Here is a 19,676-nt window from a genome sequence, read left to right as displayed (position 1 = left end):
CCGCCCCCCCCGCCCGTCGCCGTGGCGGGCCTTCTCCTACGAGCCCGGGCTACCGCCGAGCCACCGTCTGCCGCCTGGACGTTGGGCGGACGCCCGGTCCCGGTCCGCGCGCGGGCGCGGCGACCGCAGTCGACCTAATGTGTCGTCCATGAGCAGCCGGAGAGGCGCTTGAGGCACTGGCCGTCGCCCGGCGGGGCGGCGGTCCCGCACGGGAGGTCGTCGGATGACGGTTGCTGGTCCGGCAGGCGGTGAGACATCGCGGCGTCGCGTGCTGGCATGGGGCGCGGCGCTGGCGGCGACCCCCGCCCTGGCCGGTTGCGGAAGCCCGGACGGCGCAAAGGGGCCCGTCGCGCAGAATCGGGTACGTACGTATTACATCGCGGCGGACACAGTGACCTGGAACTACGTCCCGCAGGGCCGGAACCTGATCTCGGGGGCGGCGTTCACCAGCAAGGAGCACAGGTGGACCGTCGCCGGGCGCGGCCGGCTGGGTCCTCGGTACGAGAAGGCGCAGTACCGGCAGTACACCGACGGCTCCTTTACGACGCTGGTCAAGCGGCCGGCGCGGGGGGCGCACCTGGGCATTCTCGGGCCTGTGATCCGGGCCGAGGTCGGCGACACGATCCGTGTGGTGTTCAGGAACAACGCCATCTTTCCGGTGTCGGTGCACCCGCACGGTGTGTTTTACACCAAGGCCAACGAGGGCACTCCGGGCGACGACGGTACCTCCGGCGCCGACAAGGCCGACGACGCCATCGCTCCGGGCAAGAGCTACACCTACACCTGGCAGGTGCCGGAGCGGTCGGGACCCGGGCCGGACGACCCCTCCTCCCTGGTCTGGCTCTACCACGACCATGCCCTGGACATGGGCGTCCCCGGTACCCAGGCCGGTCTGGTCGGTCCGCTGGTGATCACCCGGCGGGGCGCCGCCAGAGCGGACGGGGGACCGGCCGATGTCGACCGCGAGTTCTTCACCTTCTTCACCCTGTTCAACGAGAACGACAGCCCCTATCTCCGCCGGAACATCACCCGCTTCGCCCCCGGCCAGCGCCCTGATCTGAACGACGCGGTCTTTCAGGACAGCAACACCAAGTCCTCTGTCAACGGCTACCTGTGGGGCAATGGGCCGGCCGGGACGGACAATACCCACACCGCCATGACCATGGCCAAGGGCGAACGGGTGCGCTGGTACGCGTTCGCCATGGGCAGCGAACAGGACCAGCACACTCCGCACTGGCACGGAAACACCGTGCAGGTCGCCAAGCAGCGCACCGATGTCATCAATCTGCTGCCCGCGACGATGGTCACCGCGGACATGCGGCCCGACAACCGCGGTATCTGGCTGTACCACTGCCATGTCGACGACCACATGGAGGAGGGCATGATCACCCGCTACCAGGTCCGCTGACCCGGCTTGAGACGGAGCCGGCGACGCCCCGCTGGGCTGGTGTGGTGGCGAAATTGTCAACTACCTGGTTAGCTAGGTAGTGTGGTGTCATGGCAGGGGAAGCGCAGACAACACGGGAGAGACTCATCGAGGCCGCCACGCAGGAGTTCGCGGCCCATGGCATCGCCGGCGGGCGGGTGGAGCGCATCGCGAGGTCGGCCCGGTCCAACAAGGCGCAGATCTACTACTACTTCGGGAGCAAGGAGGCGCTCTTCGACGCCGTCTTCGAGGCGCTCGTTGTCAAAGCCACCCAGGAGATCCCCATGGACCCCGGCGACCTGCCCGGATACGCGGGCCGGCTCTTCGACGGCTACGAGGAGCTGCCGGAGGTCTCGCGTCTGGCGGCCTGGTACCGGCTGGAGCGCGCCGAGCGGCATCGGCCGGTCCAGTCCATCATCAGCTCAAGTCTCGACAAGATCGACGCCATCGAGAAGGCGCAGAAGAGCGGGCTGGTCCCCGACCATTTCACCGCGACCGACCTGCTGACCCTGGTGCTCACGCTCGCCGCGACCTGGACTGCGCAGACGCCGGAATATCACTTCGTGGCAGGGAAGAGCAGCAGGGGCCAACGCCGCCGGCTCGTCACCGACTCCGTCGCCGCGCTTCTGGCCGCGCCGCCGCGCTCCCGGTCCCTCGAAGGCGGCGGCCTTGACCGGCCCTCGGGCAAAGCGGTCGACACGGGATGGCCCCGGCCGGTACCGGCGGCCGGCGCGACCGCGAGCCGTACGGCACCGGACGCCTGACCGGCGAAGGACGGAGCCCCGGCCGGCGACCGCCGCTCGCCCGTATTCGAGCGCGTTCGGCCCGCGCGGAGTGACCACAACGGCACCCCGGGAAGCGGCGGAGAATTCGGTCAGCGATTCTCGGCGCCGTCCTGGGTCAGCAGGGCCTTCACCGCGTCGGTGAGGACGCGGCGGCGATGACTGCGAGAGGTCCGCGCGAACTCCCCCTGGAGCTCAGGGAACACAAAGGCCCAGAGGAAGGAGAGGTGCAGTACCAGGTTCAGCAGGTCCGCCGGCCGGTAGCTCGACGGCAGGGTACCCGCCTCCTGAGCCCGGCTGATCTGATCGAGCTCGTCCCTGATGGTGTCCGAGAGTACGTCGACCTGGTTGGGGCCAAGGGTCCGTTCCAGGCGGTACCACGTGGCGAGCCTGGCGATGCGCGGACTGTCCTCGTAGCAGTCGAAAAGCCGGCCCGCGTATTCCGGCAGATCATCGACATCGATGGGGATCTTGCCCGCGGTCTCGGACACGACCGATGTCATCACGGCGTCGAAAAGACGCTCCTTGCTGCCGAAGTAGTGATAGATCTGCGCCTTGTTGCTGCGTGAGGCCGCGGCGATCCTGTCGACGCGCGCCCCGGCGATGCCGTAGGCCGAGAATTCCTCGGCCGCGGCCTCGACCAGTCGCTGCTTCGTGGCTTGCGCGTCTCGAATCATCTCGCAAGCATAGCCGACTAACTGGATAGATGAGACTTGGCGGGGGGACCCGAGGGGGACGCCGGGGGCTTCTGAGAGTCCAGGGGGGAGCGGTCGGTGCCGGGTGCCGGCTCCGTCCGGGCCACATTGTCGACTGGATCCCGTCGACAGGATCCACCGACTGCATAGAACGCAGATCAGTGGGTAAATCGGACAAATGAGCATTCAACGTTTTCCACGTCTGCGTGTGGAGAGCCTCCTGGAGCACCCGCTCGGGCGTGGGCTGGTGGCGATTCCGATCACGCTCATCGTGGTGATCACCATTGTGGACATACATATGCCGGTGGATGTCCACCTGGGGCCATTGCTGGTGGTCGCGCCCGCACTCACCGTCTCCTTCGCGGGACCGCGCCTCACCTCTTTGATCGGGGCGCTGGCGGTGTCGGCCGAGGTACTGATCGCCGGAGCCCAAGGTGGCCTGAACTCGACCAATCACATCGCGCAGATCATCGCGCTGACCGTTCTCTCCACTCTGGTGACCCTGGTCTGCCTGGTGCGCGAAAAGCGTGGCCAGGAGCTGAGCCGGGTGCGTTCGGTGGCGGAGACGGCGCAGCGAGTACTGCTGCGCCCGCCGCCCCGGCGGGTTGGGCCGCTGTGTGTCGCCTGGCTCTATCTGGCTGCCGAGGACGAGGCCCAGATCGGTGGCGATCTGTTCGGGGTCGCCCGTACCGCACACGGCAGCCGCGCGATCATCGGCGATGTACGGGGCAAGGGTCTGGACGCCATCGGCGAGGCATCGGTCGTGCTGGGCGCCTTTCGCGAGGGTGCCCACCGGTGCGCCACCCTGCCCACGCTGGTGACGGCTCTCGAAGAGAGCGTCAGCCGGAGTGTCGAAGAGGCCACCGAGATCGAGCACGATCACGGCGAGCACTTCATCACCGCGCTCACACTCGACATCCCCGACCACGACTCACGGGCCGAGATGGTCAACTGTGGCCATCCGCCGCCGCTGTTGTTGCGTGGACGCGATGTCCAGGTTCTGCATTCGCACTCGCCCGCGCCGCCGCTGGGCGTGTGCGAACCGTTGGAAACGGCCCACCGCACCGACACGTTCACCTTTGAAGCCGGCGACGCCCTTCTGCTCTACACCGACGGGGTCATTGAGGCCCGTTCTCCGGCCGGCGCCTTCTATCCGCTGGAGGAGCGGCTCGCCTCGTTCCCCATGTGCAGCCCCGAAGCCCTGTTGCGGCGAATCCACGACGATCTGCTCACCCACACCGGCAAGCACCTCTGCGACGACGCCGCTCTCCTGGTCATCGAACGTGCGCCGTCCCGGCTGCACCTCCATGGCCCGCACATCCCGGTACACCGCCCCAAGGAAAACCAGCGGGTCAACGGCAGCGAACTCTGATCGCCGGGTGCCCGGTGCCCGGCGCCGTACGTACCGGTCAGTGGGGGCCTCAGCCGCGCCACCGGCCCTGCCGGGCCGCGCCCCGGTGTTCGAGCAGTTGGCCCGCCACTCCCGCCAGTACCAGAGCCGCCGCGATGAGCAAACCATTCGGCAGCATCATGCCCGCGACCAGCAGCGCGATCGCCAGGGACATGATGATCCAGGCCGGGCCCCGCCGTTTCGCGCGCGGCCGACCCGGGTGCCGGGGAATGGCAGCACGGGCGAAGCGCGTGTCGGGCGCCAGTCGCTCTGCGAGACCTGCCAGGGACTTGTCGGTGCCGTCGGGCATCTTCCCTCCCGGAGATCGGGCCGGATTGGTGACGTCTCCACCCTCTCCCCGCCCCCGGTGCGTCCGGTATCGGTATTGACCCCCATTTCTGGCGGTGGCACGTCCCGGACGAGCGCCGGCATGGGTGTGGGCACCGAGGGTCTCCGCCTCACGGCGCCGGCCCGTGGGGCTGCCGGCCCACGGGAGAGCGCCCCGGACGGGGCACCTGCGGCGCACTCCCGGCCACAGCGCCCATAGTGGGTGGTGAGGGGCGCACTGGAGGGAGGCGGGCGCGGTGTCATTGTTCTGGCGGCTCTTCCTGCTGAACGCACTCGTGCTGGTCGTGGCCACCGCGCTGCTGTTGGGGCCCGTCACCGTCTCCACCCCCGTCCTGCTCACCGAGGTCGCCGTCCTTGTCGCCGGACTGGCGGCCATGCTGATCGCGGACGCCGTCCTGCTCCGGATCGCCCTCGCCCCCTTGCAACGGCTCACCCGTGCCATGACCACCACCGACCTGCTGCGCCCCGGGCCACGCCCCGAGGCCGGCGGCCAGCGCGAGATCGCCGAACTGATCACCACCTTCAACACCATGCTCGACCGCCTGGAAGCCGAGCGCGCCACCAGTGCCGCCCGTGCTCTGGCCGCTCAGGAAGCCGAACGCCGCCGCATCGCCCAGGAACTCCACGACGAGATCGGCCAGACCCTCACCGCCGTGCTGCTCGAACTCAAACGCGTCGCCGACCACGCCCCGCCCCCCGTCGGTGACGACCTCCGGCAGGCACAGGAGACCACGCGTGCCAGCCTGGACGAGATCCGCCGCATCGCCCGGCGTCTGCGTCCCGGCGTCCTGGAGGAACTCGGCCTGGCCAGCGCACTCACAGCGCTCACCACCGAGATCTCCGCCCCCGGACTCACCGTGCACCAGCACATCGCCGGGGACCTGCCGCCCATGGGCCAGGACACCGAGCTCGTCCTCTACCGCGTGGCCCAGGAGAGTCTCACCAACACCGCCCGCCACTCGGGCGCCCGCCGCGCCGACCTCACGCTCCACCGCACCGCGACCGGAGTGGAACTGCGCGTCCGCGACGACGGCCATGGCCTCGGCCGTACCACCGAAGGCTCCGGGATGCGCGGCATGCGCGAGCGCGCCCTGCTCATCGGCGCCCGGCTGACCCTCGGCCCGGGCGCTCACGGCGGTACGGAAGTGTGCCTGACCGTACCCGTCGGCGAAGGGAGAACCTGACATGTCCCGGGCGACCCCCACCCGCATCCTGCTCGCCGACGACCACGCCCTGGTCCGCCGCGGCGTCCGTCTCATCCTCGACAACGAGCCCGACCTGACCGTCGTCGCCGAAGCCGGCGACGGGGCCGAGGCGATCGCCCAGGCCCGCGCCCACCATCCCGATCTGGCCATCCTCGATATCGCCATGCCCCGCCTGACCGGCCTCCAGGCGGCGCGCGAACTGTCCCGCGTCCAGCCCGGCCTGCGCATCCTCATGCTGACCATGTACGACAACGAGCAGTTCTTCTTCGAGGCCCTGAGCGCCGGCGCCTCCGGCTATGTCCTCAAGTCCGTCGCAGACCGCGACCTCATCGAAGCCTGCCGCGCGACCATGCGGGGCGAGCCCTTCCTCTATCCCGGCGCTGTCAACGCCCTCATCCGCACATACCTCGACCGCACCCACCAGGGCGGCGCCGTCCCCGCCAAGGCGATCACCGACCGCGAGGAGGAGATCCTCAAGCTCGTCGCCGAGGGCCACAGCTCACAGGAGATCGCCGGCATCCTCGTCATCAGCGTCAAAACCGTTGAACGCCACCGTGCCAACCTGCTCCAGAAACTCGACCTCAAGGACCGGCTGGAGCTCACCCGCTACGCCATCCGCGTCGGCCTGATCGAAGCCTGAGGACCGTCCCCGTCTGCGATCTCCTGTCGGCCCACCGCGCATCAGCCCTCGGGAAGCCGCCAGCCGCGCTCACCGGCCAGCCGCGACGCCGCCTCCGGCCCCCAGGATCCCGGCGCGTAGGGGAGCGGTGCGGGGCGGTCGCGCAGTACGGGATCGCACACCTGCCAGAGGCGTTCGATCTCGTTCGCTCCTGTGAAAAGTGTCTGGTCCCCGTGCATGGCGTCCAGCAGCAGCTTCTCGTACGCCTCCAGGGGCTGGACGCCCGGGAATGCCTGTTCGAACCGGAGGTCCATGCGCGCGTCGCCGACGACCAGCTCGGGTCCGGGCCGCTTGGCCCGCAGGGCTACGGACACCTCCGGCTCGTCGGTGAGTTCCAGGATGAGCTCATTGGGCGCCTGTCGCCGGCACGCCGTCGAGCCGAACAACGCCAGTGGCGGATCGCGGAAGCCAATGGTCACCACCCGGCGGTTCTCCGCCATCGACTTGCCCGTGCGCAGCAGGAACGGCACGCCCTGCCAGCGCCAGTTGTCCACCCAGGCGCGGACGGCGACAAAGGTCTCCACCGTCGAGTGCGGGTCGACCCCTTCCTCCTCGCGGTAGCCCTCGTACTGCCCGAAGACGACCTCGTCCGGGTCGAAGGGGCGCAGGGACTGGTAGAGCTTGTACTTCTCGGCCCGCAGCTCCTGGGCGCCGATACGCACTGGCGGCTCCAGGGCGATGAAGCCGAGGATCTGGCACAGATGGGTGGACACCATGTCGCGGAGGGTCCCCGTGCCCTCCATGAACGCCGCACGGCCCTCAATGCCGATGCGCTCCGGCACATCGATCTGCACATAGGCGATGTGGTCGCGGTTCCACGCCGGTTCGAACAGGCCGTTGGCGAAGCGGAGCACCAGGATGTTCTGCGCCGGCTCCTTGCCGAGAAAGTGGTCGATGCGGAAGACGCGCTCCTCCGGTACCACCTCGTGGATGGCGGCGTTCAGAGCGCGCGCGCTCGCCTCGTCCGTACCGAAGGGCTTCTCCATGATGAGGGAGGCGTCCTCGGCGATGCCTGTGGCGCCGAGCATCTGGATCATGGGTTTCATGGTGCTGGGCGGGACGGAGAGATAGATCAGCGTCTGTGCCGATTCCCCGGCCTCCCGCTGGGCCCGCCGCACGGCCGCCGCCAGCTTCTCACCGTTCTCGGCCGACGAGGTCTGGAAGCTGATGTGGCGGGCGAATCCGGCCCAGGACTCCTCGTCGAACGCCTCCGCCGCGTGCTTGCGTACGGCCTCGGCCAACCGGCCGCGGAACTCCTCGTCCGTACCGGGGGAGTGCCGGCCCGAGCCGATGATTGTGAAGTGCGCGGGCAGCATCCCCGCGTGGAACAGGCGGTAGAGGCCGGGAAAGAGCTTGCGGCGGGCCAGGTCACCGGTCGCGCCGAACAGGACGAGGATCCGCGGGGCCGAGGGCGCTGCCGCAGTCCGGTCGGCAGAGGTCATGGGGCATCAACTCACTCTCGGGAGGTGGCCGGGGTCCAGCGTGTGCACGAAGACGGCCAATACCAAGAGGACGCACCGATGGGCACCCGGGCTTTCTGGACCCGCGCGTCCGGCGGGCGGCGCGACCCCGGTGCGGGCGAAGAGCCGGTCCTGTGAAGCCGCCGCGTCGGCGAGGACCCCTGTTCCGCGCTGGAGCGCGCCGTCTCCCTGCGGACCCGGCGCGCCACCACGACCGGTGCGGCGTATCCCGCGTGACCCGCCCCGGCTTCGTCGGCACGCGACGCGCTGTAGAGTGGGGAACCGCCCTTGACCTGCACAAACGCAGGCAGGGAGCTGAGATTCAGGAGTGCCTCCATGTTGCGTACCATGCTCAAGTCCAAGATCCACCGCGCCACCGTGACCGGGGCGGACCTCCATTACGTGGGCTCCGTCACCGTGGACGCCGACCTGATGGAAGCGGCCGACCTGCTCCCCGGTGAATTGGTGCACATCGTCGACATCGACAACGGTGCCCGCCTGGAGACCTATGTCATCGAGGGCGGACGCGGCTCCGGTGTCATCGGCATCAACGGCGCGGCCGCGCATCTTGTCCACCCCGGCGATCTGGTGATCCTCATCAGCTACGCCCAGGTGGACGACGCCGAGGCGCGGGCCCTCACCCCGAAGGTCGTACATGTCGGCGCGGAGAACCGCGTCGTCGCGCTCGGCGCCGACATGTCCGCGCCCGTGCCGGGAAGCCGTACCGCACGCGGCCCGCACTCCGTCGCGAGCGTGAGCCGCGCGGGGGTGTCTGAGGGCTGACCGCCGTGTGCCTCCGCTGTCAACGGTCGCGGCAGCGCGATTACCGGTCAGTGGGTCACCCGTTACCGGCCGGAGTTAGCGTCCCTGAGTCCTGAGGGACACACGTGTCCCCCAGTGGCGGACGTTGCGGGGGTCGGATACGAGCGGTGACGGAATTGAGGAGGCACCCCGCCATGACGGGTGAGAAGTCGCGACGGGCCGTCGTGCTGGGCGGGAGTATCGCGGGCCTGCTCGCGTCCCGGGCGCTGTCGGAGGTGTACGACGAGGTCGTCGTGGTGGACCGCGACGAGCTGACCGACCTCCCCGAGAACCGGCGGGGCATACCGCAGGGCCGCCATGTGCACGGAATCCTGGCCCGGGGCCAGCAGATCCTCGAAGAGTACTTCCCCGGTATCACCGAAGAACTGGAGGCGGCCGGCGCCGTCACGGGCGACGTGGCCGGCGATGTCCGCTGGATCATGGACGGTGTACCGATGAGCAAGGGCCATTCCGGCCTGCTCGCGGTGTCCGTGTCCCGGCCCACGCTGGAGGCGCGCGTCCGGCACCGGGTGCGCGCGCTGGTGAATGTCTCGTTCCTCGACCGCAGAGAGGTCGTCGGACTCCGGTTCGCGCCCGGCAACCAGCAGGTGACAGGCGTACGGACGGTCGACCGCGACCGGCGTGACGGCACGTTGGACGTCGACGCCGATCTGGTGGTCGACACCATGGGCCGGGGCTCGCAGGTGCCCCGGTGGCTGGCGGACCACGGCTGGCCGGTCGTCCAGGAGGACCGGACGAAGGTCGGTCTCACCTACACGACCCGTCATTACCGGGCCGGGGCCGAGCCGTCGCCCGGTGACCTGTCCGTCGATGTCGTCGCCACCCCGGACAACCCCCGGGGAGCGATATGCGCCCGTATCGACGGTGAGCGCCAGGTCGTGACCGCGTACGGAATCCTGGGCGACGTACCGCCCACCGACCCGGAGGGCTTCCTCGACTTCCTCAAGTCGCTCTCCTCGCCCGAGATCTACGAGGCGATGGTCGACGCCACGCCGCTGGACGCCCCGGTGTCGTACCGCTTCCCCGCCAGCCTGCGCCGCCGCTACGAGCGGATGGAGCGCTTCCCGTCCGGGCTGCTCGCCATGGGGGACGCGGTGTGCAGCTTCAACCCGACGTACGGACAGGGGATGACGGTCGCCGCGCTCGGCTCGCTCGTCCTGCGCGAACACGCGGCGGGCGACGGCGTCCCCGATCCGGCCGCCTTCTTCGGCGACCTGGCCCGCGAGGCGGTGGACGAGGCGTGGCGGCAGGCGCTCAGCAACGATCTGGGCTTTCCCGGGGTCGAGGGGATCAGGACACCGGAGATCCTCGCGGACCAGGAATACGTCGGACGGGTCCTGGAGGCAGCGCAGCGGGACGGCGCCGTCGCGGCGGCCTACGCGCGTGTCATCGGTCTCGTCGACCCGCCCGAGGCGTTGCGCGCCCCGAGCGTGCGCGAGGCGCTGGGCCCCGCCTGACCCGGCGGACTTGGCTCCCCACGGCCGGCACCCCCACCTCCCACGGACAGGCAGCCCTGATGCGGATCACCTTGAGCGAGCTGACCTTCGACGTCGATGTGGCGGGACCGGAGGACGGCGATCCGGTTCTGCTGCTCCACGGCTTCCCGCACAACCGGCAGTCCTGGAGCGACATCGCGCCGGTCCTGCACCGGGCGGGGCTGCGCACCATCGCTCCCGACCAGCGCGGCTACTCACCCGGTGCCCGGCCGGAGGCGACGGCGGCCTACGCGCTGCCGGAGCTGGCGGGCGACGCGCTGGGCATCCTGGACGCCCTCGGCATCACCTCGGCACATGTCGCCGGCCATGACTGGGGCGCCGTCGTCGGCTGGTACCTGGCGGCACGGACCCCGGAACGGGTGCGGAGCCTGACGGCGGCGGCCTTCCCGCACCTCGACGCCTACCAGCACGCACTGCGGGTGGACCCGGAGCAGCGGGACAACTCCGGGTACATCGAGACACTCAGCGCCGAGGACGCGGCCGATTCCTTCCTCGCCGACGGCGCGGCGGGCCTCGACGGCTGGTACCGGCAGGGCGGCGAGGGTGTGCTGAGCGAGGAGCAGATCCAGCGTTACCTCCGCACCCACACCAGCCCCGGCACACTGCGGGCCGCGCTCCAGTGGTACCGGGCGGGCACACTGCGGGACGACAACGGTCCGATCGGGCCCGTCGCCGTGCCCACCACACACATCTGGAGTGAACACGATCCGTCGGTCAGCCGTTTCGCCGCGGAGCACACCGCGGACCATGTGACGGGGGAGTACCGCTTCGTCCGCCTGCGGGGCGTCTCGCACTGGCAGCCCCAGCAGGTCCCGGAGACGATCGCGGCGGAGATCCTGCGCCGGACCGGCCGCGGCTGAGCGTTTCCCGGCCGTCAGTCGTCCCAGGCCCCGGCGGCCGCGGCCCTCTTGGCGAACTCGGCGAAGTCCCTGGGGGGCCGCCCGAGCACCCGCTGGACACCGTCGGAGAGATGGGCGTCCTCGCCGTCCCGTATCCAGCCGAACAGCTCCGCGATGAAGCGGGCCAGATCCGGCGGTACACCGTCCGCGGTCAGCCCCGCCACGTACTCCTCCTCGGAGACCGGTACGTAACGGATCGCGCGGCCCGTCGCCCCGGCGATCGTGGCCGCCGCCTCGCCCATGCTCAGGGCGCGTGGCCCGGAGAGCTCATACACACTGCCCTCGTGCCCGTCTCGGGTGAGGACCGCCGCCGCGACCGCGGCGATGTCCTCGGCGTCGATGAACGGCTCAAGGCCGTCGCCGCTGGGCAGCCGCAACTCCCCGGACCGTATTGGTGCGCGCAGTGTGTCGTCCTCGGTGAAGCCCTGCATGAACCAGGTCGGCCGGAGAATCGTCCACGCGCCGCCGGAGTCCTTCAGCGCGTTCTCCGTGGCCAGCATCTCCGGATCGCCGGAGCTTGCCCAGCCGCGCGCGGAGAGCAGGACCAGCCGCTCCACGCCCCGCTCGACGGCGAACGGCGCGAAGGCGCGCATCCGTTCGGCGGCGTGTTCGTTCTGCGCGTCCACCAGATACGCGCGGCGCGCGCCGGACACCGCGGCCTCCCAGGTGGACTCGTCGAACCAGTCGAACCTGACCGGCGCAGAGCGGGCCGCGACCCTGACGTCCTCACCGAGCCGCCGAAGCTCTGTCACCACATGCCGGCCGGTCTTGCCGGTACCGCCGACGACCAGGACAGGACCGTGTTCGCTCGCGCGTTCCATGGCACCGAGTAGACCATGAACGTCCCCTTTTCACGGTGGGGTTGGCGAAGGCGGGTCGAAGCCCGGTGCCGGCGCCGCCGGGCGGGCTCGCGTCAGCGTGAGGCGCGCGGCGGGTCCGGCGCGAACCTCTCCTCCTCGTCCGCCGCGCTCTCGTGGTCCCTCGCCGCCCCGGCCGCCAGCCCGGCGCGGAACGCCTCCTCACCGAGCCTCTCGCGGATCCGGGCGGAGATCCGCTCCACGTCCCCGCGCTCGGCCGGCGGCAGCGGCGCGCCCGAGCGCGCCCTGGTCTCGGCCGCCGTACCCAGCAGTCGCGCCGCACGGATGTGCCGGCCCGCCAGCGAGTGCGCCCCGGCGAGCCCCTCCAGCGCGAGGGCGACGGCCCGTGAATCACCCGTCACCCGGGCGGTCGCCAGACAGTCCATGTGCAGGGACAGAGCGGCGGCGGCGTCACCACGCTGCTCGGCGACAAACCCCAACTCGGCCAGCACCAGCGCGAGTCCGGTGAACGCGCCGCGGCTGCGGTTCCACTCCAGCCATGGCCGCAGATGCTCCTCCGCCGCGTCCAGCCGGCCCTGGCGGCGGGCGCCCAGCGCGAGCCCCAGCTCCGCGAACTGCTCCACCGGCCGGTTCCCCTGGTCCACGGCCAGCCGCAGTGCCCGCTCATGGAGTTCGTCCGCCTCCGTGAGCCGCTCCGCCAGCAGGGCGATCCGGCCAAGCCCCGACAGCTTGCGCGAGACCTCGGACCACAGCTCCAGGGATTCGGCGATCCGCAGCCCCTCCCGGTGCAGCCCGGCAGCCTGTTCGTAGTCGGCGTTGATCTCCGCGAGGACGCTCAGCACCTCCGTCGCCTTCAACTGGCCCCAGGCGTCGCCGAGGTTGATGAAGTGACTGCGGGCCTCCAGGGCGTTGCCACGCATCGCCTCCAGATTGCCTCTGGCCATGGCGAGGGCCGCGCGGGTGCTCAGCGCCGCCGCCACACCCCAGGCGTCGCGCAGTGCCCGGAAGTCGGTCAGGGCGCTGTTCATCCGCTGCTCGCCGGCCGTCAGCGCGCCCAGGCTCCACTCGGCGAACCCGAGGAACCACTCCGCCCTGGCCCGGCCCACCGTCCGCTCCGGCCGTTCCTCGCCCGGCGCCTCGACGCCCGAGCCGCTGTCACCCAGGAGCATGCAGAGCCCCGTGTGCCAGGTCCTCGCCTCCGCCCGCTCGGCCGCCGGCGCCTCGCCCTCCGTACCGAGCGCCGTCGCCAGCGCCCGGCATCCCTCACCGAGCCTGCCGCGCAGAAACCAGTACCAGGTCAGGGCATTGGCCAGCCGCAGCGCCCACTGCGCGGAGCCGGTACGCCGCGCCTCGTCCAGCGCGCGCTGGAAGTTGGCGGATTCCGCGTCCAGGAGCTGGAGCCAGCGGCGCTGATCGCGGCCGTGCAGATGCGGCCGGGCGCGTTCGGCCAACACGGCGTAGTAGCGCAGATGGCGGCGGGCCAGTTCGGCGGTCTCGCCCAGGTCCATCGACTTCCGCTGGGCGTAGGCCGCGACGGATTCCAGCAGCCGGTAGCGCGGCACCGGCGGGCCGTCCACCCTGATCACCAGGGAGCGGTCCACCAGCCGGGCCAGGATGTCCAGGACCTCGTCGCGGGAGACCTCGGTGTCGGCGCACAGCTCCTCGACCGCCTCCAGTGTGCAGCCCTCGGCGTGTACGGCGAGTCCGCGCAGCAGTGCCTGTTCCCGCGCGCTGAGCAGGCTCCAGCTCCAGTCGATCGTCGCCTGGAGTGTCTGCTGGCGCTGCGGGGCGCCCCGGTATCCGCTGTTCAGTATGCGGAACCGGTCGTCGAGCCGGTCCAGCAGCTCCTGAACGCCGAGTGTCCGTACCCGGGTGGCCGCGAGCTCCAGCGCCAGGGGCAATCCGTCCAGCCGACGGCAGATGTCCGTCACCTTGGGCGCGGTGACGGCGTCGAGAGTGAAACTCGGGTCGACGGCCTTGGCCCGCGCGGCGAACAACTGGACGGCGCTGGAACGCCGCGCCGCCGCCGTGTCGCTGTCGGGACGGGGCAGGCTGAGCGGCAGCACCGGCCACACCGTCTCGCCCGGTATTCGGAGACCTTCCTGACTGGTTGTCATCAGCTTGATGTGCGGCGCGGATTCCAGCAGCGAGCTGACCAGTTCGGCCACGGCGTCGACCACATGCTCGCAGTTGTCCAGGACCAGCAGGAGCCTGCGGGAGGCCAGCGCTCCGACCAGCCGCCGCACGGAGCCGCCCGGCGACTGCGCCGCGAAGGCTCCCGCGCCGGAGTCCTCGCGGATGCCGATCACCGCCATCACGTGTTCGGCCAGTGGCTCAGGACCGGCGGGCCGTTCCGCGCCGCCGAGTCCCGCCAGCTCCACCAGCCACACACCGTCCGGGAATTCGCCGTCCAGCTCCCTGGCGGTGGCCGTGGCGAGCCGCGTCTTGCCGACCCCGCCGGGGCCGGTGAGTGTGACCAGCCGCCGGTCCCGTACCAACTGCTGTACCTGGGCGAGCGCTTCGTCCCGTCCCAGCAGGGAGTTCACCCCGGCGGGCAGATTGGTGCGGGGCCGGGTGCCGGGGATGGAGTTCGGGGTTCCCGCGCCGCCCTGCAATCCGGGGTCCTGGCGGAGAATGGCCTGTTGGAGTGTTTCGATGGCGGGGCCGGGAGTCAGGCCCAGCTCCTGGTCGAGCAGCCGCCGCAGCTCCGCGTAGCTGTCGAGCGCTTCCGAGGAGCGCCCGACCCGGTACAGCGACCGCATCTGGACCACTCTGAGCCGTTCCCTGAGCGGATGAGCCGCCACCAGAGTGGTGAGTTCACCGATCAGCATGCTGTGCTCGCCGAGTTCGAGCCGGGCCTCGGCGTGCTCCTCCACGGCGGTGAGCCGCTCCTCCTCCAGACCGGCGACCGCTGCCTGGACAAACGGTTCGTCCGCGAAATCCGCGAACGCCGGTCCCCGCCACAGCGCCAGAGCGTCCGTCAGGACGGCGGCCTTCGCGCGTGGGTCCTCAACGGTGCGGGCCTGCGCCACCAGTGTCCGGAACCGGTCCGCGTCCACCGACTTGTCCGGCGCCTTGAGCGCGTACCCGGGCGCCCTGTGCACGATCAGTTCCCGGCTGCCGGGCTCCGCCTCGTCCAGGGCCCGGCGTAACTGCGAGACCTTCGCCTGGAGGGATCCGACGGGGTTGGCGGGAAGTGTCGAGCCGCCCCACAAGTCCTCGACGAGCCTGTCGGCAGGCACCACCTGTCCGTTGTGGGCGAGCAGATCGGCGAGCAGTGCCCGGACCTTCACCTCCGGTACCCGCACCAACCTCTCCTTGGTGGCCCACACCTCCAGCGGTCCCAGCACCCCGAATTGCATATGTCCAGCCTAACGCAGGGTGCTCTGTAGAGATGGGTAATTTCGCAGGTCACGGCGGTTCCGGAGCGTTTGCCCGAGGTGCCCCGAAGCGGACCGGAAGGAAACCCGAAGTCATATGCCGCACAGTGATTTCCGGCAGGGACGGAAGCAGGGCGAAGGGGATGGGGACTCGGATGGGCGACACCGACCGACTACGGCTGGTGATCATCATCGGTAGTGTCAGGAAGGGCCGGTTCGGGCCCGTGGCCGCGGAGTGGCTCGCCTCGCGGGCGCGCCTGCGTGATGATTTCGACATCGATGTCATCGATCTCGCCACCGCCTGGCTGCCGGATGTGATGTCCACCGAGCTCTCGGCAAGCAAACCGCAGGCGGTGCAGGACCTGGCACCGTGGCTGGCCGCGGCGGACGCGTTCGTGGTGGTGACGCCCGAGTACAAGCAGAGCTTCCCGGCGTCCTTGAAGAGCGCCATCGACTGGTACGACGAGGAGTGGCACGCCAAGCCGGTCGGCTTTCTCTCGTACGGCGGAGCGTCGAGCGGGCTGTGTGCCGTCGCGCAGTTACGGCAGGTCTTCGCCGAGGCCCACGCCGTCACGGTCAGCGAGACCGTCAGCTTCCACGAATACCAGGAGCGTTTTGACGCGCACGGCCGGCCCTTCGACATCGAGGCCGGTCACGAGGCCGCCCGCGCCATGCTCGACCGGCTCGGCTGGTGGGCCCGCGCGCTGCGCCAGGCGCGCGCGCTGGAGCCGTACGAACGCGTGACGGACCTGTGCCTAGGAGAGTGACCCGTGCAGGAAGGAGGGAGAAGCACCATGGACAGCAAGTGGTTCAGACGGTACGTCCGGACGGAACCGGGTGACGCCGCCCGTCCCAGGCTCATCTGTTTCCCGCACGCGGGCGGCGCGGCCAGTGCCTACGCCGGTCTGGCGCGACTGCTGTCGCCGCACCTCGATGTGGTGGCCGTGCAGTACCCCGGCCGGCAGGACCGCAGGCGTGAGACACCGGCGCCGGGGATCACCGCGCTGGCCGGGACCGTCGCCGAGCTGCTGCGCGAGGACGCCGCCGGGCCGTACGCGTTCTTCGGACACAGCATGGGCGCGCTCGTCGCCTACGAGACCGCTCGCGCGCTTCAGCGGTGGGACGCGCCGGGACCGGTGCGGCTCCTTCTCTCCGGCCGGGGCGCGCCGGGCGCGACGCTCAATCCGCACGACCAACTCGACAGCGACGACGCGGTCCTGGCCGCCGTCCGGCGTCTGGGCGGTACCGATGCCACCGTGCTGGACGATCCGGAACTGGTCGCCATGGCGCTTCCCGCGCTGCGGGCCGACTACGGTGCGCTCGCCTCGTACCGCTGGGCTCCGGATCCCGTGCTGAACACGCCGGTCAGTGTGTTCGTCGGGGCCGACGACCCGGTCGTTCCGGTCCCGGCGGCTGACGCGTGGCGGGACCGGACCACGCTGGAGAGCGAGACGCTGGTGTTCGCCGGCGATCACTTCTATCTGGGCGCACAACTCGACAAGGTCGCCGGGGCGATCGTGGACCGGGTCGGAGTCCGGGCCGCAAGCTAGGGCGCCTGGATCTCGCTGGACCCGGCCAGATCCAGACGAAAGACCCTGGCGACCGGACAGGACTCGCGCGACACACCCGGGACGTGACCGGTCCGGGGCCGCGCCGGTCAACCAGGATCCGCCGTACACGGTCCTACTCGTCCGGAAGGACGGACGCGCCGTTGACACCACAGACACCGCATGCCGACCACACAGACCGGGCCTTGGCGGTACGGCCCTCCGAACTCGTCGAATCAAGACACTTTACCCATGGGGGGACAAGCGTGGAGTTCAGGATTCTGGGTCCGTTAGAGGTGTCGTACCGCGACCGGGCGGTGCCTCTCGGGGGCTTCAAACAACGTGCGGCGCTGGGGCTGTTGCTGCTGCGGGCGAACCGCGTGGTGGCCACCAGTGAGATGCTGGGCGCGCTGTGGCCGGAGGAGGACCTGCCGGCGACCGCCCGGAAGATCGTGCAGAACGCCGTGTGGGGGCTCCGGGCCATACTCTCGGAACCACCGGACGACCGGGGCCGGGGACCGGCGCCGGGCGAGCGCCCCGAACTGCTGACTCAGGCCCCCGGATACATTCTGCGTGTCGATCCCGAACGTCTCGACGCGAATCGTTTCGACCGGCAGGTCGCCGAGGGCCGGGCCCGGCTGGTCGCCGGGGACGCGGAGCGGGCGGCGAAGCTGCTCCGCGAGGCCCTCGGCGAGTGGCGCGGACCCGCACTGGCCGATCTCGCCGAACACGGCGTCGCCTGGCCGGAGCTGACCGCGCTGCGTCAGCTCCGTCTCGATGTCATGGAGGACCGCTTCGAGGCGGAACTGTCCTGCGGCCGCCACCAGGGTGTGCTGGGTGAGCTTGTCTCGCTGGTCGCCGCGGAACCACTGCGGGAGCGGCTGTGCGGACAGTTGATGCTCGCCCTGTACCGCTGCGGCCGGCAGGCCGAGGCCCTCAGTGTGTTCACCCGGGTGCGGCGCGCGCTGGTCGAGGAGTACGGCCTGGAGCCCTCCCGGGACCTCCAGCTCCTCCAGCAGAGCATCCTCACCCATGACCCGTCCCTGGTCGCGCCCGTGGAGGCCGGCCCCGAGGAACTGGTGCTCGCGACGGTACGGCCGCTGCGCGGCGGCTCACCGGCCCGGCCCGCGGAGCCTCCCCGTCAGGACACCCGGGTGAATGAGGAGCGCAGGCCGGAGGAAGAACACGAACACCATCGGCCCGGGCCGGAACACCGCCAGGACGGCGAATGCCCCCTTCAGTCACAGGAGAGACGGGCCAGACAGGAGGAGCAGACGAGACGGGAGCACCGGCCCACCGCGCCCCGGGCCGCCGCCGGCCGTGCCGACGCGGACGGACCCACGGCGGGCCCGTTGGTCGAACGCCGACAGGTCAGCGTGGTGCTGGTGCGTACCGGATTCACCGGCGAGGCCGACGCGCTCGCGGCCGACCGGATCGCGCTGTCGCTGCACGACGCGGTCAGCGCCTTCTCGGAGAGCGTCGAGGAGTACGGCGGCACGGTCGTCGGCTCGCTCGGGTATGTGTCCGTCGGCCTGTTCGGGCTGCGGGAGGACAGGCCCACGGCGTCGCTGGACGCGGTGGCGGCGGCGCTCGCCGTACGCGACCGGCTCAACCGGGTGCCGGGACCCACCTTCCACGCAGTGGTGGTCGCCGGTTCGGCGCTGGTCCGCCACGACCCCGGCGACCCGGCCGCGCCCGTCACCGTGGTCGGCCGGCTGCTCGACGACGCCCAGACCCTGCTCACCGCGGTGCCGCCCGGTGAGGTGTACGTCAGCGGGGACGCGGCACGGGTCAGCGAGGTCAGGTCGCGGCACCGGCCGGTGGTCCACCTGGAGGCGGAACCCGAGGTGCCGCGGCAGCGCGTACCGGGAGAGACGTACGACGCGCCGGCCGCTACGCACCACGACCCGGCCGACCGGGAACACGAACTGGCCATCCTCACCAACCTGCTGGACCGCTCCCGGAGCCAGGAGTCGCCGCACCTGGTGACGATCCTGGGCGAACAGGGCGTCGGCAAGACCCGGTTCCTTGAGGACTTCGAACGCCGGGTCTCCCTGCGGTCCGCGCAGGTCCGCGTGGTACGGGTGGCGGCGGAGGGCGACTTCGACAACGGGCCGCAGCTCGCCCGCGACATCCTGGCCGCCTGCTGCGGACTTCCGGCCGGGGCCGGCGCGGACAATCGCTTCGGCGAAGCCGTCCGCAGGCTCGCGGGGCACGGGGCGACCGCCGAGCGTCTGCTGTACAGCCTCCATCCGCTGATGGGACCGGCCTCGAAAGCACCGAGCCACGACGAGGTCCACGAGAGCTGGATAGAGCTGGTGACGCTCGCGGCTCGCGAACGGCCGCTGGTCCTCTGCTTCGACGACATCCACCGGTCCGAGGACTCGGTGCTGGACTGCATCGAGAGACTCGTCTCCACGGCCCGGTCCGCGCCGCTGTTCGTGGTCGCCTCGGCCCGCCCGGAACTGCTGGAGCGCCGTCCCTTCTGGGGCAGTGGACAGCGGCACACCGGCACCCTGACCCTCGACCGGCTGCCGGAGCCGGGCGTGGACCTCCTCTCGCGGTTCGCCGGCCGGACGGGACCGGCCGAGGGAGCGGCGTATCCGGCAGGCTCCCCGCGCAACGGCGCGCGCTGGGGCCGGGCACTCAGCGGTCATGAAGCGTTCCTGGCCAGGCATGCGGAGCGATGACCGCCGAATGGAGCGGATGAGCACGGGACTTGCTTCCCT

General features: G+C 70.7%; 16 protein-coding genes. 11 read left to right on the top strand and 5 right to left on the bottom strand.

Annotation, left to right across the window (positions count from 1 at the left end):
- The first annotated feature begins 223 nt into the window (after nt 1-223).
- Entirely contained in the window at nt 224-1,408 is a 1,185-nt protein-coding gene (locus ABZ707_RS31620) for a multicopper oxidase domain-containing protein (RefSeq protein WP_360181728.1), read from the top strand.
- 89 nt (nt 1,409-1,497) lie between these two features.
- Nucleotides 1,498-2,190, top strand: a complete 693-nt coding sequence (locus ABZ707_RS31615; RefSeq protein ID WP_360181725.1) for a TetR family transcriptional regulator — start codon at nt 1,498-1,500, stop codon at nt 2,188-2,190.
- 110 nt (nt 2,191-2,300) lie between these two features.
- On the opposite strand, the gene ABZ707_RS31610 is transcribed toward ABZ707_RS31615, so the two are convergent.
- Complete coding sequence (locus tag ABZ707_RS31610) at nt 2,301-2,885, bottom strand: TetR family transcriptional regulator (RefSeq protein ID WP_360181722.1); 585 nt, start codon at nt 2,883-2,885, stop codon at nt 2,301-2,303.
- A gap of 196 nt (nt 2,886-3,081) precedes the next feature.
- Here ABZ707_RS31610 and ABZ707_RS31605 point away from each other — a divergent pair, with 196 nt between their 5' ends.
- The gene (locus ABZ707_RS31605) at nt 3,082-4,275 is read left to right on the top strand and encodes a PP2C family protein-serine/threonine phosphatase (RefSeq protein ID WP_360181719.1); all 1,194 of its coding nucleotides are present in this window, start codon (nt 3,082-3,084) and stop codon (nt 4,273-4,275) included.
- A 49-nt stretch (nt 4,276-4,324) separates the two neighbouring features.
- Here the strand turns inward: ABZ707_RS31605 and ABZ707_RS31600 are convergent, their stop codons facing one another.
- A complete protein-coding gene (locus ABZ707_RS31600; protein ID WP_360181716.1) occupies nt 4,325-4,603 on the bottom strand; it encodes a hypothetical protein in 279 nt (92 codons plus the stop codon).
- A 274-nt stretch (nt 4,604-4,877) separates the two neighbouring features.
- Between ABZ707_RS31600 and ABZ707_RS31595 the strand changes: the two genes are divergently transcribed.
- On the top strand, nt 4,878-5,825 hold the full coding sequence (locus ABZ707_RS31595) for a sensor histidine kinase (protein WP_360181713.1): 948 nt from the start codon (nt 4,878-4,880) through the stop codon (nt 5,823-5,825).
- Between the two features lies 1 nt (nt 5,826).
- Nucleotides 5,827-6,486, top strand: a complete 660-nt coding sequence (locus ABZ707_RS31590) for a response regulator transcription factor (RefSeq protein WP_360181710.1) — start codon at nt 5,827-5,829, stop codon at nt 6,484-6,486.
- Between the two features lie 41 nt (nt 6,487-6,527).
- Here the strand turns inward: ABZ707_RS31590 and zwf are convergent, their stop codons facing one another.
- On the bottom strand, nt 6,528-7,967 hold the full coding sequence (gene zwf / locus ABZ707_RS31585) for a glucose-6-phosphate dehydrogenase (protein WP_360181708.1): 1,440 nt from the start codon (nt 7,965-7,967) through the stop codon (nt 6,528-6,530).
- Nucleotides 7,968-8,321: 354 nt separating this feature from the next.
- Here zwf and panD point away from each other — a divergent pair, with 354 nt between their 5' ends.
- The 3 genes from panD to ABZ707_RS31570 all read left to right on the top strand — a co-directional run bounded on the left by panD (nt 8,322) and on the right by ABZ707_RS31570 (nt 11,163).
- Complete coding sequence (panD, locus tag ABZ707_RS31580) at nt 8,322-8,768, top strand: aspartate 1-decarboxylase (RefSeq protein WP_360181705.1); 447 nt, start codon at nt 8,322-8,324, stop codon at nt 8,766-8,768.
- A 173-nt stretch (nt 8,769-8,941) separates the two neighbouring features.
- On the top strand, nt 8,942-10,264 hold the full coding sequence (locus ABZ707_RS31575) for an FAD-binding monooxygenase (RefSeq protein WP_360181702.1): 1,323 nt from the start codon (nt 8,942-8,944) through the stop codon (nt 10,262-10,264).
- Between the two features lie 59 nt (nt 10,265-10,323).
- A complete protein-coding gene (locus ABZ707_RS31570; protein ID WP_360181699.1) occupies nt 10,324-11,163 on the top strand; it encodes an alpha/beta hydrolase in 840 nt (279 codons plus the stop codon).
- Between the two features lie 14 nt (nt 11,164-11,177).
- Here ABZ707_RS31570 and ABZ707_RS31565 read toward each other — a convergent pair whose 3' ends face one another.
- Both ABZ707_RS31565 and ABZ707_RS31560 read right to left on the bottom strand, forming a co-directional pair.
- Complete coding sequence (locus ABZ707_RS31565) at nt 11,178-12,023, bottom strand: NAD(P)H-binding protein (RefSeq protein ID WP_360181696.1); 846 nt, start codon at nt 12,021-12,023, stop codon at nt 11,178-11,180.
- Between the two features lie 92 nt (nt 12,024-12,115).
- Nucleotides 12,116-15,382, bottom strand: coding sequence for a BTAD domain-containing putative transcriptional regulator (locus ABZ707_RS31560; protein WP_360181693.1), 3,267 nt, complete (start codon nt 15,380-15,382; stop codon nt 12,116-12,118).
- A gap of 173 nt (nt 15,383-15,555) precedes the next feature.
- Between ABZ707_RS31560 and ABZ707_RS31555 the strand changes: the two genes are divergently transcribed.
- The 3 genes from ABZ707_RS31555 (at nt 15,556) to ABZ707_RS31545 (ending at nt 19,637) form a co-directional block, all read left to right on the top strand.
- A complete protein-coding gene (locus ABZ707_RS31555) occupies nt 15,556-16,167 on the top strand; it encodes an NAD(P)H-dependent oxidoreductase (RefSeq protein WP_360181690.1) in 612 nt (203 codons plus the stop codon).
- A gap of 27 nt (nt 16,168-16,194) precedes the next feature.
- Nucleotides 16,195-16,950, top strand: coding sequence for an alpha/beta fold hydrolase (locus ABZ707_RS31550; RefSeq protein ID WP_360181687.1), 756 nt, complete (start codon nt 16,195-16,197; stop codon nt 16,948-16,950).
- Nucleotides 16,951-17,213: 263 nt separating this feature from the next.
- Nucleotides 17,214-19,637, top strand: coding sequence for a BTAD domain-containing putative transcriptional regulator (locus tag ABZ707_RS31545; protein WP_360181684.1), 2,424 nt, complete (start codon nt 17,214-17,216; stop codon nt 19,635-19,637).
- The last annotated feature ends 39 nt before the right edge of the window (nt 19,638-19,676 follow it).

This window comes from Streptomyces sp. NPDC006923 (genome assembly GCF_040635655.1).
Taxonomy (GTDB): domain Bacteria; phylum Actinomycetota; class Actinomycetes; order Streptomycetales; family Streptomycetaceae; genus Streptomyces.
Note: the sequence above shows the minus strand (reverse complement) of the source record. Positions and strands in the feature narration are given on the sequence as shown.